13 protein-coding genes are annotated in these 14,317 nt (G+C 67.9%); 6 read left to right on the top strand and 7 right to left on the bottom strand.

Features of this window, described 5'->3' with window-relative positions; genetic code table 11:
- Positions 1-74: 74 nt before the first annotated feature.
- On the top strand, positions 75-485 hold the full coding sequence (locus tag ACFTSF_RS39115) for a DUF2000 domain-containing protein (protein ID WP_380160369.1): 411 nt from the start codon (positions 75-77) through the stop codon (positions 483-485).
- Here the strand turns inward: ACFTSF_RS39115 and ACFTSF_RS39110 are convergent.
- Positions 482-1,168, bottom strand: a complete 687-nt coding sequence (locus ACFTSF_RS39110) for a DUF433 domain-containing protein (protein WP_380160367.1) — start codon at positions 1,166-1,168, stop codon at positions 482-484. The two genes, ACFTSF_RS39115 and ACFTSF_RS39110, sit on opposite strands and share 4 nt — an antisense overlap.
- A gap of 196 nt (positions 1,169-1,364) precedes the next feature.
- Between ACFTSF_RS39110 and ACFTSF_RS39105 the strand changes: the two genes are divergently transcribed.
- From ACFTSF_RS39105 to ACFTSF_RS39095, 3 genes are all read left to right on the top strand, one after another.
- Complete coding sequence (locus ACFTSF_RS39105; protein WP_380160365.1) at positions 1,365-1,901, top strand: DinB family protein; 537 nt, start codon at positions 1,365-1,367, stop codon at positions 1,899-1,901.
- Positions 1,898-2,410 carry a DinB family protein gene (locus tag ACFTSF_RS39100; RefSeq protein WP_380160363.1) on the top strand — a complete coding sequence of 171 codons (513 nt, stop codon included), beginning with the start codon at positions 1,898-1,900 and terminating at the stop codon, positions 2,408-2,410. Before ACFTSF_RS39105 ends, ACFTSF_RS39100 begins: the two co-directional genes overlap by 4 nt.
- A gap of 84 nt (positions 2,411-2,494) precedes the next feature.
- Complete coding sequence (locus ACFTSF_RS39095) at positions 2,495-3,121, top strand: TetR/AcrR family transcriptional regulator (RefSeq protein ID WP_344163033.1); 627 nt, start codon at positions 2,495-2,497, stop codon at positions 3,119-3,121.
- Here ACFTSF_RS39095 and ACFTSF_RS39090 read toward each other — a convergent pair.
- A complete protein-coding gene (locus tag ACFTSF_RS39090) occupies positions 3,108-6,350 on the bottom strand; it encodes a BTAD domain-containing putative transcriptional regulator (protein ID WP_380160361.1) in 3,243 nt (1,080 codons plus the stop codon). The genes ACFTSF_RS39095 and ACFTSF_RS39090 overlap by 14 nt on opposite strands.
- An 86-nt stretch (positions 6,351-6,436) precedes the next feature.
- Between ACFTSF_RS39090 and ACFTSF_RS39085 the strand changes: the two genes are divergently transcribed.
- The gene (locus ACFTSF_RS39085) at positions 6,437-7,786 is read left to right on the top strand and encodes a serine hydrolase domain-containing protein (protein ID WP_380160359.1); all 1,350 of its coding nucleotides are present in this window, start codon (positions 6,437-6,439) and stop codon (positions 7,784-7,786) included.
- Between the two features lie 30 nt (positions 7,787-7,816).
- Here ACFTSF_RS39085 and ACFTSF_RS39080 read toward each other — a convergent pair whose 3' ends face one another.
- From ACFTSF_RS39080 to ACFTSF_RS39065, 4 genes are all read right to left on the bottom strand, one after another.
- Positions 7,817-8,629: an ABC transporter permease gene (locus tag ACFTSF_RS39080; RefSeq protein ID WP_380160357.1), complete on the bottom strand. Its 813-nt coding sequence runs from the start codon at positions 8,627-8,629 to the stop codon at positions 7,817-7,819.
- Positions 8,626-9,612, bottom strand: a complete 987-nt coding sequence (locus tag ACFTSF_RS39075) for an ATP-binding cassette domain-containing protein (RefSeq protein WP_344163045.1) — start codon at positions 9,610-9,612, stop codon at positions 8,626-8,628. Before ACFTSF_RS39075 ends, ACFTSF_RS39080 begins: the two co-directional genes overlap by 4 nt.
- Before the next feature lie 86 nt (positions 9,613-9,698).
- On the bottom strand, positions 9,699-11,015 hold the full coding sequence (locus tag ACFTSF_RS39070) for an MFS transporter (protein WP_344163048.1): 1,317 nt from the start codon (positions 11,013-11,015) through the stop codon (positions 9,699-9,701).
- The gene (locus ACFTSF_RS39065; RefSeq protein ID WP_380160354.1) at positions 11,012-11,713 is read right to left on the bottom strand and encodes a GntR family transcriptional regulator; all 702 of its coding nucleotides are present in this window, start codon (positions 11,711-11,713) and stop codon (positions 11,012-11,014) included. Before ACFTSF_RS39065 ends, ACFTSF_RS39070 begins: the two co-directional genes overlap by 4 nt.
- Positions 11,714-11,988: 275 nt before the next feature.
- On the opposite strand from ACFTSF_RS39065, the gene ACFTSF_RS39060 reads away from it, so the two are divergent.
- The gene (locus ACFTSF_RS39060; protein ID WP_344163054.1) at positions 11,989-13,434 is read left to right on the top strand and encodes a S8 family serine peptidase; all 1,446 of its coding nucleotides are present in this window, start codon (positions 11,989-11,991) and stop codon (positions 13,432-13,434) included.
- A gap of 46 nt (positions 13,435-13,480) precedes the next feature.
- Here ACFTSF_RS39060 and ACFTSF_RS39055 read toward each other — a convergent pair whose 3' ends face one another.
- Positions 13,481-14,311: an EamA family transporter gene (locus ACFTSF_RS39055; RefSeq protein WP_344163057.1), complete on the bottom strand. Its 831-nt coding sequence runs from the start codon at positions 14,309-14,311 to the stop codon at positions 13,481-13,483.
- Positions 14,312-14,317 lie beyond the last annotated feature (6 nt).

Below are 14,317 nucleotides of genomic sequence, written 5' to 3'. Positions count from 1 at the left end.
ACGATTTTCGCAGATCTGCCGAATGATGTTCGGTTGCACGGGTGAAATCTTGTACGTCGGGATACGTTCCGACTGTGCTGACGAACAAGATCGTGGTCATCATTTCCGCCGACGCCCCGGTTGGCGTCGCTCTGAACACCGCGGCGTTGCTCGGGGTCGGCCTCGGCCACCGGCATGCCGAGACGGTCGGGGCCGACACCGTGGATGCCGGCGGGAATCCGCACACCGGCATGTCGGCGTACCCAATCCCGGTCCTGAAGGCGTCGCCGGAACGGCTCCACGAGTTGCGTGCACAGGCCGCGGCACGCGACGACGTGGTCGTGCACGACATGAACCAGATCGCCCAGCAGGCGAGGACCTATCAGCAGATGAGCGACACATTGGCCGGAACCAAGCCCGAAGACGTCGAATACCTCGGCCTCGCGATCCACGGCCCGCGGCAGGCCGTCGACTCCCTAACCGGAGCACTCGCGCTGTATCGCTAGATCAGCGCGTCCTGCGGCTCCGGCGAACGCGACTTGCGGAAGGCCGGCGGACGGATGTGCGGGCGGACGAGGGCTTCGACCTCGAAGTCCTCCAGGTCGAACTTGCCGGCGATCTCCCGGTACGACGCTCCCGTGCGAATGCGGTCGAGGACGTCCTCGACGCGAACGCCGGAGCCGGCGATAACCGGCTGACCGCGCGACTGCGACGGATCCACGATGACGTCGATGTCGTGGTAAATCACGAGTCGCAGCGTGGCGGCGTACCCGTCATCGGACCACCCGATCGCGGCCGAGCCCCGCCGCAGCACACCCGGCAGACCGCCCTGGCTGTCGCGGATGCGTTCCCACCCGGCTTCGCGCCCCTCGGCGGCGATCTCGATCAGCAGGTCGCGTCCGTCATGCGCAAGCCCCGACCAGGCCAGCGGGTACTGCCGCCCAGCCCGCGACCGCAACGCCACCGCGGCCTCGCCGATCGCCTGCAAGGACAACCCAGTACGACGAAGCTGCCGCAACATGTGGGTCTCGACCAGCCCCGCGAACGTGATCGTCGGCTCCCCACGCCCACCCGACCCAGCCGCCAACGCCCCCGACCGCAACCAGTCCCCAAGCGTCGTAGCCGGCAGCCCGAGATGCAACGCCACCTCGGCACGCGTGTACAACGGCCGGTCAAACCGTGAATCCACGTCGAACCCCTTCACGCGGGCGGGCGGTGTCGATCCACAGACTGCCAGAAATGTGTTTGCCACCGTGGGAGCCGGGTGGCTACGGTGCTGCCCTACGCGGAAGGAGGTGAGTGCGATGTCGTACCGAACCGTCGCGCCGCCCGTCCGCCGTACCCACGGCTGAGGTCGGGTGGCTCCCCATCACAGGAGCTTTCGCATGACCGACGTACCGCGTCCACCCTTGACCGCACCTGAGCGCGAGCAGTTGATCGGATGGCTCGATCACCAGCGTTCCTTCGTCCGGATGAAGTGCACCGGACTGTCCGAAGAAGATGCCCACCGCAACGTCGTGCCGACGTCGCCCTTGATGACCCCGGCCGGCCTCGTCGCCCACCTGCGCTGGAACGAGTACGCCTGGTTCCAGCTCAACCTGCTCGGTGTCCCCGACACCGGCCAGACCCCGTGGACCGAGGGCGGCCATCCCGACGCCGAGATGCTGGTCGACGACGTACCGATCGCCCAGCTCCTCGACGAGTACGACGCGGAGTGTGCGCGATCCAACGAGACGATCGCCGACCTCTCGCTCGACACTCTCGAACAAGGCCCGTACGCCGCGAAGGGCGAAGCCGCGTCGTTGCGGTACGTGCTTTGTCACCTGATCGAGGAGACCGCCCGCCATGTCGGGCACCTCGACATCATTCGTGAACTGATCGATGGCCGAACCGGCTACACCAAACTTGAGGAGATTGCATGAGACCACCCCTGACCGGTGACGAGCGGACACAGCTTGTTGGTTGGCTCGACCACCTTCGGTCGTTGGTGCGGGTGAAGTGTGAAGGCTTGAGTGAAGAGGATGCGCATCGCGTGGTTCTGCCTACTTCGCCGCTGACCAATGTGGCCGGGCTGGTGGCGCATCTGCGGTGGGTGGAGTACTCGTGGTTCCAGCAGAACCTTGCTGGGGTTCCGGACACCGGGCAGACGCCGTGGACACCGGATGGGCATCCCGATGCCGAGATGCTGGTGGACGACGTACCGCTGGCGCAGTTGCTTGATGAGTACGAGGCGGAGAACGCGCGATCCAACGCGGTCGTCGCGGCGATGGACCTTGGTGATGTCGAGCGCGCAGTCGTGCGGGACAGCGGGCAGGCCTCGGTGCGGTACGTGCTGTGTCACCTCATCGAGGAGACCGCGCGGCACCTCGGGCACCTCGACATCGTCCGTGAACTGCTCGACGGCGGGACCGGGTACGAGTCGATGAACTGATGTCGGACCCCGTGCCGGTTCCTGTTGCGCCGAAGGGTGGATAGGATGTCCGGGATCTGGCACGGGGTAGCGACAAGAGGTGTGATGAGGGAACCCTCCGTACGCCGTTATTCCGGGCGATCGGTCGAGGAGTGGAAGGCAGCGCGCCGAGAGCGATTACTGGCCGCCGCGGTGGAGTTGTTCGGGACCGAAGGGTACCCGGCGACATCGGTGGAACGCCTGTGCACACAGGCGAAAGTGTCCACGCGGCACTTCTACCACGAGTTCCAGAACAAGGAAGCCGTGCTGCTCGCGGTGCACGCACAAGTCATCGAGCTGACCGTGCGGAACACCGGTGACGCGATCCGGCAGACCGTCGGTCGACCGGTCAAGGAGCGGATCACCGCAGCGGTCGACAGCTATCTGAAAACGATCATGGCCGATTTGCGCCGGGCGCGGATCTCGTTCGTCGAGGTGGTCGGCACCAGCCCGGCCGTCGAGGAGCAGCGGATCGCGTTCCGGGATCTGCTGATCGCGGGAGTGCGCGACCTCGGCGACAGTGCCGCGGCCAAGGGCGAGATCGAACGGCGCGACTTCCGGTTCGTCGGCCTGAGTTTCTTCGGGGCGGTCAACGCGGTCATCTACGACTGGATGCTCGCCGACCCGCGGCCGCCCGAGCAGAAGGTGCAGAAATCCCTGCAGGAGTTGGCGATTCAGCTCATGACGAGCTGAACCGCTTGCGCAATTCGGCGAGGGCGTCATCGCGCGTCATCGCCGCACCAGCGCCATACGCCGTCTCGAACGCGTCGTCACCCAGCAGCTCGTGGAGCTGCTCGGTGACGGCGCGAACGTCGGCATCCGGCACGCTCCGCATCCCACGCAGCGCGGCGCCCAAACCGAGGGTCCGTGCGGCCGCCTCGTGGTCGCCCGACGCGAGATCGACCTCGGCTGCGGTATCGACGACCACCGCGGTGATCGGCATGTCCGAACTGGTCAGGGCGAGCTCGACCGCCTCCCGGCTCAAGGTCCTGGCCGACTCCAGGTCGCCACGCCGCAGATCGACCCGGCCGGTTTGGGCCAGCAGCATCGCCATCGCCTGCGGAGCCCGGTCGAACGCTGGGCCGAGCATCGAGCGCGCGCGTTCGGCCAGCTCCTTCGCCTCGTCGAGCCGGCCGGCCCGCAGTTCGATCCGGGAGAAGCCGAACAGCGACATCGCCTCGCCTTCGCGAGAACCGTTCTCCTCGGCGATCCGGAGTGCCTGCTGCTGAACTGCCCGGGCACCCTCGACGTCACCGAGCTCGAGCCGGCTGATCGCCGCCGAACCGAGTAGCTGCCCCATCCCTTCGGTGGTGCCGAGCTCCTCGAACAGACTCATCGACTCCTCGAGGGATACCAACGCAGCCTCGTGCTCACCACGAGCGGCTTGCAGACTGGCCAGTCCACGCAACGCCATCGACGTACCCCAGCGGTCACCGAGACCACGGAAGCCCTCGAGTGCGACACCCAGATCGGCGTCCATCTGGACCGGCTCACCCTCGTTGTCGCGGAACATCGCGAGCAGCAGCGAGGCCATGTTCCGCGTCCACGGATCCTGATGATCACGCGCTGCCTCGAGCTCGAGGAACGACGCCGACGTGTCCCGCCGGAGCGCTGCCCACATCGCGTTGGTGAACCGGCCGACGGCCGAGTCGCAGACGGTCGGGTACCGCCGCGACAACAGCCGGACCTCGGCCAGCGAACGCAGCGCCTTGGGGACCATCGACTCCGAGTCCTCTTCGGTGGACATGGTGCCGAAGGCAAGCATCATCAACGTGATCGCCCGTTCGACCGGCACACTCGGCCCCGGTACGGCGAGCGCTGCGCGCATCCAGCCGACCGCCTCGGTCGGGCGGCCGCTCATGTTCCACAGCTCGGCGAGCACCGACACCATCTGCACCGAAGCCCGTGCCGAACCGGAGTCGATCGCCGTACGGAGAGCGTCGGTCAGGTTGTCGTGGTCCGCCTTCAACCGGGCAATCCACTCGACCTGCGCACCGGTCCGAAGCTTCGGCGAGGCCTTCCGCAGCAACCGCTGGAAGTATTCGGTGTGCGCCTGCCGGAACCGATCCCGCTCACCAGCGGCCGCGAGCTGCTCGGCGCCGTACGCGCGGACTGTCTCGAGCATCCGGTAGCGCACCGACCGGTCACCGGCGACCGCCTCGACAAGCGATTTGTCGACAAGAGAAGCCAGTACGCCGAGGACCGCCTCGGACGGCAGATCGTCGTCGCTGCAGACCTGCTCGGCGGCTTCCAGTGTGGCCCCACCGGAGAACAGTGAGAGTCGGCGAGCAACCGCCTGCTCGTCGGCATCGAGAAGATCCCAGCTCCACTCGACGACCGCGCGCAACGTCTGATGCCGCGGCAACGCCGTCCGCGAACCGCTGGTCAGCAAGCGGAATCGGTCCGCGAGCCGATCCACGATCAGCTCCGGAGTGAGCGCGCGCAGCCGAGCCGCGGCGAGCTCGATCGCCAGCGGCATCCCGTCGAGCCGGCGGCAGATCTCGGCGACCGCGGCCCAGTTGGTGGGCGTCAACGCGAAGTCTGGGCGAACCGCGCGAGCCCGGTCGACGAAGAGCTGCACCGCCGGATAGTCGTACGGCGCCTCTCCCGCCGGCATCGCCTCGGGTGGGAGTCCGAGCGGACCGACGGGATGGAGGTGTTCGCCGAGGATGCTCAGGGGCTCCCGGCTCGTGGTCAGCACCCGCAGCCGCGGGCAGGCCGCGAGGAGCGAATCGACCAGTCCGGCGACCTCCTGGACCAGGTGCTCGCAGTTGTCGAGCACGAGCAGGATCCGGCGGTCCGCGATCACCTCGACCAGACGATCGGTCGCGGCGCGGCTCGCCCGCAGCTGCTTGGGTACGAGACTCGACGGTGGCGTCAGATCGACGTACTCGCTGGCTCCCAGCGCCGACAGTACGGCGGGTGCCACGTCGGCCGCGTCGCCGAGTGGCGCGAGCTCGACGAACCAGATGCCGTCACCGCTCTGCTCCACCAAGGTCCGACCGGTCTCTGTCGCCAACCGGGTCTTCCCGGCACCGCCGGGGCCGACCATGGTGACGAGTCTGGTGCCGTTGCTGAGCAGTCGGCTGAGCTCCGCGACATCCTCATGACGGCCGACGAAGCTGGTGACCGGTGCGCGCAGATTGCTCCGCGGCACGGCCGGCATCGGCGCGGGCGTGGACACCGCGACCGGATCGACCGCGTCACCGCGCAGGACCGCGACATGTACGTCACGCAACCGTGTGCCCGGATCCGCGCCGAGCTCGTCGGCGAGCGTCGTACGGACTCGCTCGTACGCCGTCAGGGCCTCGGCTTGGCGGCCATCGGCGTACAGGGCACGGATCAGCAGCTCGTGGAGGCGTTCGCGGAGGGGATGCGTGACAGCGAGGTGCTCGAGCTCGGTGATCAGGTCGCGGGCTCGGCCGCAGCTGACCGCGGCTTCGGCGAGGTCCTCGGCCGCTCCGAGCCGTAGCTCGGTCAGACGGTCCGCCTCGATCGCTGCGAACGGCAGGTCGCGCAGGTCCGCGAGGGCCTCACCACGCCAGAGCTTCTCGGCTTGGGCGAGCAGTGTGTACGCCTGCTCCGGATCAGAGCCGAGGAGCGCGCGCCCTCGGCGTACCAGGTCTTCGAACTGCTGGGCGTCGACACAGTCCGCACCGATGGTCAGTGTGTAGCCGGCCGGGCCGGACTGGATCGAGATGCTCGACTCGGTCGCCGGGAGACTCGCACGCAACCGGGACACCAGCGACTGCAGCGCGTTGGCACTGGGCGCCGCAGTCCCCCACAGGCCGTCGACCAGCGTCTCGACACTGACCGGCTTCCCGGCACTCAGCGCGAGCCGGGCGAGCAGTCCGCGCAGGCGAACCCCGCGGACGTCGAGCGGAGTCCCGTCGGCCGCCCACATCGCGAGAGGACCGAGCACCGCTATGCGCACCTACCCAGCCTTGCACATCCAGGTGCCCCGGGGCCTCTGCCTTTTGTCATCACCCTCGCTTATTGTCGACTGTCGTGACCGAACTCGCCGCGCAGACGCAAACCGCCCTCACTCGACTCGTCGCTGATCGCCAGGCCACCGGCCGCGTCCCCGGACTGGTGGGCGCTGTCGCCCGCGCCGGATCGCTGGTCTGGTCGCACGGCGCGGGCTCCGCCGATCTGGACACCCCGGGAGTACCGCCGACGGCGGACTCGCAGTTCCTGATCGCCTCGCAGAGCAAGACGCTGACGGCGGTCGCCGTACTGGCGCTGCGCGACGAGGGCAAGCTCAGCCTGGACGACCCTCTGGAGACGCACGTTCCGGAGAGCAAGCACGGCGGTGTCACCCTGCGGCAGATGCTCAGCCACGCCAGCGGCATGCAGCGCGAACCGGTCGGCGACGTCTGGGACCTGATGAAGTTCCCCGACCGTGACGAACTGGTCGCAGGCTGGAACGACGCCGAGCGCGTCGGCAAGCCGCACCACCGATTCCACTACTCGAACCTGGTCTACTCACTGCTCGGCGAGGTAGTCGCCCGCCTCGACGGAAAGCCCTGGTACGACGCGATCAAGGCCCGCATCCTCGATCCGCTGGAGATGCGCCGGACGACAGTCGGGATGGACGGCGGCCCGGCCGCGACCGGCTACTACGTGCCGCCGTTCACCGACGTACCGGTCCAGGAACCGCTGCTCGACATCAAGGCGATGGCGGCCTGCGGCGGCCTCGCCAGTACGGCGGAGGACCTCGCGAAGTGGGCGATGTTCATCGCGAACCCGGTCTCGGAGGTGCTGTCCAAGGACACCCTGGACGAGATGTGCCAGGTCCAGATCATGGCCGACACCGCCCGCTGGCAACTCGCCTTCGGTCTCGGCTTCATGCTCTTCCGCCGCGGCGACAACCTCTTCGTCGGCCACGACGGCGGCATGCCCGGCCACATCACCTCCACCTTCGTCCACCGCGAGTCCGGCACCGCCGGCATCTGCCTGCAGTCCTCCACCTCGGCGCCCGCCCCATCCCTCCTGGCCACCGACCTGATCACCAAGGTCCTCGACCTGGACCCCCTCCCCGCCGACCCCTGGCTCCCCGGCACCCCGGTCCCCGCCGAACTGACCGGCGTACTGGGCACCTGGTGGACCGAGGGCTCCCCCTTCAACTTCACCGTCAAGGCCGGCGTCCTCCAAGCCAAGTCCCCCGCAGCCGCCGACTGGCAGGCCCCCGCCGTCTTCGACCGCATCGCCGAAGACACCTACCGAACCACCTCCGGCCGCGAAACCGGCGAACTCCTCACCATCACCCGCTCCCCCGACGGCACCCCCACAAAGTTGCACTGGGCAACCTACCTCTGCACCCGCGAACCCCTCGCCTTCGCCGACATCCCGCAATGACCACAAGACCGGATATCCGGTCGCGTGGTTTCAGGTGCGGCGGCGGTAGGCGCGGATGGCGAGGGGGGCGAAGACGGCTACCAGGCCGATCATCCAGGCCAGGGTGACCAGGAGGGGTTTCTGGATGGCGCCGCCGCCCATCAGGGCGCGTTCGAGGTCTACCAGGTAGGGGATCGGGCTGTACTTGGCGAACTCCTGGAGGAAGGCGGGCATGGTGCTGGTGGGGGCGAAGATGTTGCTGCCGAAGGTGAGCGGGAACATCACCAGGAAGGCGATGCCCTGGACGCCTTGGGCGGTCTTCATGGTCAGGCCGAGCCAGACCCAGATCCAGCACATCGACAGGGCGAAGCCGAGGACGATGACGAGGCCGAGCAGGCCGTAGCCGAGGCCGTTCTCGAAGCGGAAGCCGAGGGCGAAACCGGTCGTCATCAGGATCACGATCGAGAGCATGTAGCGGACGGCGTCGCCGAGGACGGCGCCGATCAGCGGGGAGATGCGGGCGATCGGGAGACTGCGGAAGCGGTCGAAGACGCCTTTGGCGAAGTCGTCGTTCAGGCCGACGCCGGTACCCATGGTGGAGAAGACGACGGTCTGGACGAGTAGGCCGGGGAGCAGCCAGGGCAGATAGCCCTGCCAGCCCTCGCCCCGGTTCATCGCGCCACCGAAGACGAACAGGAACAGCGTCAGGAAGATGATCGGCTGGAACGTCACGTCCGCGAGGGCTTCGGGGTTCTGCCGGATCCGGACGATGTTGCGCCAGGCCAGGGTCAGGCTCTGCTGCACCCAGGCGAACGGCCGGGACCTGTGTACGGCGGGTGCGTGCTCAAGAGTTGCCGTGGTCATCGGCTTGCTCCTTCCAGGATGTCGGCGGGACGTTCTTCGGCGGCGTGACCGGTCAGGGCGAGGAAGACCTCGTCCAGACTGGGCAGTCGCAGCGCCAGTTCGGTGACCGCGATACCGGCTTCGTCGAGACGGCGGACCACCACGGGCATCGCCGTACCGTCGGTGACCGGTGCACTGACCAGGGCGTTGACGACGTCGACGCTCGGTCGGACGCCGACTGCTTCGGCGACGATCGCGGCGACGCGCTCGAGGTGTGCGGGCTCAGACGGCCGTACGTCGAGCGTCTGCTTACCGGCCTGTGCCTTGAGCTCGGCCGGTCGGCCGGATGCGACCACGCGGCCCTTGTCGAACACCATCAGCGAGTCGGCCAGTGCGTCGGCCTCCTCGAGGTACTGCGTGGTCAGCAGCACCGTGGTCCCGTCCAGGACGAGGTCGCGGATCGTCTCCCACACGCCGTTGCGGGCATGCGGATCCAGACCGGTCGTCGGCTCGTCGAGGTACAGGATGCGGGGGTTGCCGACCAGGCTCGCGGCCAGGTCGAGCCGGCGCCGCATACCGCCGGAATAGGTCTTCGCGATCCGGTCGCCGGCGTCGATCAGCTCGAAGCGTTCGAGCAACTGCTCCGCACGACTACGGGCATTCGGCCGGGACATGCCCAGCAGCCGGCCGATCATGACCAGGTTGCGGCGGCCGGACATGTCCTCGTCGACCGAGGCGTACTGCCCGGTCAGGCCGATGATCCCGCGGACCTTGGCGGCATCCCGTACGACGTCGTACCCGCCGACCGTCGCGTGCCCGGCGTCGGGACGCAGCAGCGTGCCGAGGATCCGGACCGCTGTCGTCTTGCCCGCGCCGTTCGGCCCGAGCACTCCGAGCACTGTCCCGGTCGGGACAGTCAGGTCGACCCCGGCCAGCGCAGTCGTGGTTCCGTACTTCTTGACCAAGCCGACCGCCTCGATGGCGACCTGGTTCGATGTACTCATCGATTTCCTCCCAGTGGACTCACTTCACTGGGACTACCGTCCACTGCTGCGCTGGCACGGGGCTGGCATCGCTCTGGCAGGGGGCCTCAGCCCTTGAGCGGGACCACCTTGTTGGCGAGTAGCGCCTGGTACGCCTCCGGGTTGTAGCGGGCCAGGTGACCACGCGCCCGGCGGCGGTACTTGAGGATCTGCCGGATACCGATCGCCCACAGCACGTACTGGAAGGCCAGTGCGTACTTGAAGTCACCGATCGTCTGCGGAGCGCCACCAGACGAGGCGTCCAGCAGGATGCCGACCATGCCGATGCAGATCAGCGTGGCGATGAAGCCGCCGGTGTTGACCATCCCGTTGGCCGCACCGAACCGAGTGCTCGGGTTGAAGGTCCGCGCGTAGTCCAGCCCGAGCATCGAGCCAGGTCCACCAGCGGCCTGTACGACGATCAGCAGCAGAAGCACCGGCATCGGGGCCTGCCCCGGCCACACCAGTACGACGGTCCACATCAGCACCGAGCCGGCGATGACGGCCAGCACGATCCACGACCGGTAGAACGGGAACTTGGCGGCGTACCGGCCGACCAGCGGTCCGTAGCAGAGCCCTGCGAGCACAGGCAGGATGAGCATCGCCGCAGCAGTCCCTGGCGCGACACCCTGTCCCTGCACGAGGAACGGGTAGCCCCAAAGCAGACCGAACGTGCTGCCGGAGAAGCTGGTCGTGAAGTGTGTCCACAGCCCCAGCCGGGTACCCGGCTCATTCCAGGCCCGCCGGAGGTTCTTGCGAACCTCGGTGACCGACTGCTTGGCGTTACGCAGCGGCTCGTCGTACGGGGTGTTCTTGAGCAGCAGCAGTACGGCGATGCCCGCGACCAGGCTCAGCACACTCGCCCCGGCGAACGTCGGTGTCCAGCCGAACGCGTGGAACGCAGCGGCCATCGGAGCGGTCGAAACGATCGCACCGATGCCACCGAGCATTCCGGTCGCCTGAGACATCACCGGCTGCCGCAGTGCGGGGAACCACGCCATGACGACGCGCAGCACGCTAATGAAGACCAGTGCGTCACCAACACCCAGTACGGCGCGCGCAGCGAGCGCGGCCGGGTACGAGTCGACCATGCTGAACGCGGACTGCGCCACGAACAGCAGTCCGGACGCAGCGATCAGCAGCCGCTTCGAGCCGTACCGATCGAGCAGTACGCCGACCGGCACCTGCATGGCGGCGTACACAGTCAGCTGTACGACGGTGAAGCTGGCCAGCGCGGATGCGGAGATGTCGAACCGCTCGGCGGCCTGTAGTCCGGCCACACTCATGGAACCGCGGTGCAGCACCGTCACCAGGTAGGTGAAGACAGCAGTGGCCCAAACCGCCCAGGCACGCCGTCCGCCCAGGGGGAAGAGGAGTTCGGTCACCGAATGCCCCGCAGGTCCGCCGCAGCGGAATCGATGTGGGCGACGACCAGCTCGCGGAACCGCTTGACGCTGTTCCCTCCGAGCGCGTCGATCATCTCCTGGTGGTCCGCGATCGACCTGTCCATCCGGGCCGGCTGCACCTCGATACCGGGCACACCCATCCGCACCTGACGGTCGCGCAGACTGTTGTAGAGCTTGGCGAGAATCTCGTTGCCGGCGGCACCGACAATCGCCTCGTGGAAGGCACGGTCGGCCTCCAGGAAGCTCTTCGCGTCATTCGCCTTGCGATGCGCGCGCATCTCGTCGACGCGCTCCGACAGACTCTCGATCAGCTGCTTGCGTCGCGGCCAGACCTTGGCGGCCGCGTGCGACTCGATCAGCTCGCGAGCCTCGAGCACGTCGTTGATCTCCTGCGGCAGCACCGGCAGCACCAGTGCGCCCTTCTTCGGGTACAGCTTGACCAGGCCGGACTCCTCCAGCCGCAGCAACGCCTCCCGGACCGGAGTGCGCGAGACGCCGACCGCGGTGGCGAGCTCGCCCTCCGTCAGCAGCTCCCCGCCGGGGTAGACCCGGTCCAGGATCGCTGCCTTCACATACGCGTACACCCGCTCAGCGGCCGGGATCTTCTCCACTCCCGGCGCTGCCTCGACGACCACCCGAGCGATCTCGGCGGTTTCTTCCCCCAGCTCGAACTGCACAACCTCACCCTAAAACGCACTTGGTATCTCTGTTGTATCTATCCTACACCCACAGGCAATCCACTGGCTGTCCCCAACTTCTCCACGAGTTATCCACAGGGTGATCCACATGATGTGGGTAACTGAGCGTGAACTGCCGAACTATCGGTAGTGACAAACGCAGGGTTTCCCCTGTCTTGTGGACAAACCAGACCACTCACCGACGATGAGATTTAGAGTCACGAGTGATCGAGCCTGGTCCCGTCCGATCCAGGCCCCGCCCTTCTGGAGGCAGCGTGTCCCCTCTGTCCCGCCCGCGCCGGTTGTCCGCCGGCCTGGCCGCCACCGCCCTGGCGTTGACCGCCCTCGGCGCCACCGCCGCGAGCGCCGTACCGGCTCCGCTCGCAGCTGCTGCCGAGGCCGGCCCGCTGATGAACTACGTGGTGAACACCAAGCCCTCCCCCGGTCACATCCGGAAGGTGGAGAACGCGGTCAAGGCCGCCGGTGGCACCGTCCTGGTCTCGTACCGGCAGCTCGGCGTCGTGGTCGCGCAGTCGACCAACCCGGACTTCAAGACCGCGCTCAAGTCCGGCCGTGACGGCCGAGAGGTCCAGTCCGTCGGCGCCACCCGTACGGCGGCAGTGACCGACGGGACCGCGGCTGCGGCGGCACCGGCTGCGGCCGGGGCGGCGTCCGAGCGCGCGATTGTGGGCGCCCCGGTCGCCGACCCGCGCGAGAACGAGCAGTGGGACCTGACCCAGATCAAGGCTGACCAGGCCCACGCGATCACCGACGGTTCCCGCAGCGTCCTGGTCGGCATCAACGACAGCGGCGTGGACGACACCCACCCCGACCTCGCGCCGAACTTCGACGCGAAGAACTCGGTCAGCTGCGTGAACAACGGCGTACCGGACACCACTGCAGGTGCCTGGCGCCAGACCACCAGCTCGCACGGCACGCACGTGGCCGGCACGGTGGCCGCAGCGCGCAACGGCGTCGGCATCGTCGGCGTGGCGCCCGGCGTACGGATCGCGTCGGTGAAGGTTGTGAACGACGCCGGCTACATCTACCCGGAGTACGCGATCTGCGGCTTCGTCTGGTCGGCCGAGCACCACATGGACGTCACGAACCACAGCTACTTCATCGACCCATACATGTTCTGGTGCAAGGACAACGGCGACCAGGGCGCGGTCCAGGAAGCAGTACGGCGGGCCGTCGCGTACTCGACCGGTCGCGGCGTGCTCGCGGTCGCGGCCTCCGGCAACTCGAACTACGACCTGGCCAACAAGACCGTCGACAACAGCAGCCCGAACGACTCGACCGCCGTACCGCGGACAATCGACAACAACTGCCTGGACATGCCGACCGAGCTGCCGCACGTGATCACGGTGGCCTCGACCGACAAGGGCGGCGCCAAGAGCTCCTTCTCGAACTTCGGCCTGAACAAGATCGACGTCGCGGCTCCTGGCCGCTCGATCCTGTCCACCGTGCCCGGCGGCGGCTACCAGACGATGAGCGGTACGTCGATGGCCTCGCCGCACGTGGCCGGCGTGGCCGCCCTGATGAAGTCGGCGCACCCGTGGTGGGGCCCGCTGCAGCTGGAGGCCGCACTGCGCAAGCAGGCCGACGACACCGCCTGCCCGACCACCCCGGACGCACGCTGCACCGGCACCACGGCGAACAACGCCTTCTTCGGTGAAGGCAACGTGGACGCACTCGACGCGGTCAAGCGCGGCTACTAACCCTGATCGGAGTGGGGGTCTCCCGCCCGGGACCCCCACTCGCTTCTCATTCCAGACTGATCAGCACGATGCCGGCGACGACCACCGCGGCCGCGATCGCCCGCCGCGGTCCGAACCGTTCGCCGAAGAACACCGCGCCGATGACCGCCCCGAAGATGATGCTGGTCTCGCGCAACGCAGCGACCGCAGCCAGCGTGCCCCGGGTCTGTGCCCACAGCACCAGCCCGTAGGCCACCATCGACACCAGACTGCCGCCCAGCGCGGACAGTACGGCTCCACGCGGCAGACGCAGTACAGACGGTCCTCGCCAGGCGATCACCAGCAGCGGCATGGCGAAACCCTGCAGCATGAAGACCCAGCCCATGTAGGTCAGCACGGGCATCTGGCGCACCGCGAGCCCGTCCACCACTGTGTACGCCGCGATGGTCAGACCGGTCCCCATTGCCGCGGCTAGAGCGGGCACTTGCCGCCGACCGGGCCGTCCGATGAACACCAGCCCGATCAGCCCGGCCGACACCAGCAGTACGCCGACCAGTACGCCGGGGGCCAGCGTCTGCTGCAGCACCACGACTGACACCACTGCAACGACCCAAGGCGACGTACCGCGGGCCAATGGGTACATCTGGCTGAACTGCCCCAGTTCGTACGACGCCAGCAGCCCACCCAGGTACGCCAGGTGCAGGACAGCCGAGGCGGCGATGTAGCCCCAGGTGTCAGCCGGCGGCAACCCCTGCACCAGCACGAGCACCAGCCCGATGACACCCGCCGCCAGCTCGAACAACGCCAGCCCAGCCACCCGATCCACCGCCCCATGCGCCATCGCATTCCACGTCGCATGCAACACCGCAGCAGCCAGGACCACCACCAGAACCAGCACGACTCC

Origin of the sequence: Kribbella sp. NPDC056951 (assembly GCF_042674205.1) — a bacterium.
Classification (GTDB): domain Bacteria; phylum Actinomycetota; class Actinomycetes; order Propionibacteriales; family Kribbellaceae; genus Kribbella; species Kribbella yunnanensis.
This window is presented reverse-complemented; position numbering and strand designations above follow the sequence as displayed.

Bases quoted from the DNA above. Each gene is read 5' to 3' on its own strand.
- ACFTSF_RS39075 (WP_344163045.1), bottom strand. From the start codon at position 9,612: ATGAGTACATCGAACCAGGTCGCCATCGAGGCGGTCGGCTTGGTCAAG.
- ACFTSF_RS39100 (WP_380160363.1), top strand. From the start codon at position 1,898: ATGAGACCACCCCTGACCGGTGACGAGCGGACACAGCTTGTTGGTTGG.
- ACFTSF_RS39080 (WP_380160357.1), bottom strand. From the start codon at position 8,629: ATGACCACGGCAACTCTTGAGCACGCACCCGCCGTACACAGGTCCCGG.
- ACFTSF_RS39095 (WP_344163033.1), top strand. From the start codon at position 2,495: ATGAGGGAACCCTCCGTACGCCGTTATTCCGGGCGATCGGTCGAGGAG.
- ACFTSF_RS39105 (WP_380160365.1), top strand. From the start codon at position 1,365: ATGACCGACGTACCGCGTCCACCCTTGACCGCACCTGAGCGCGAGCAG.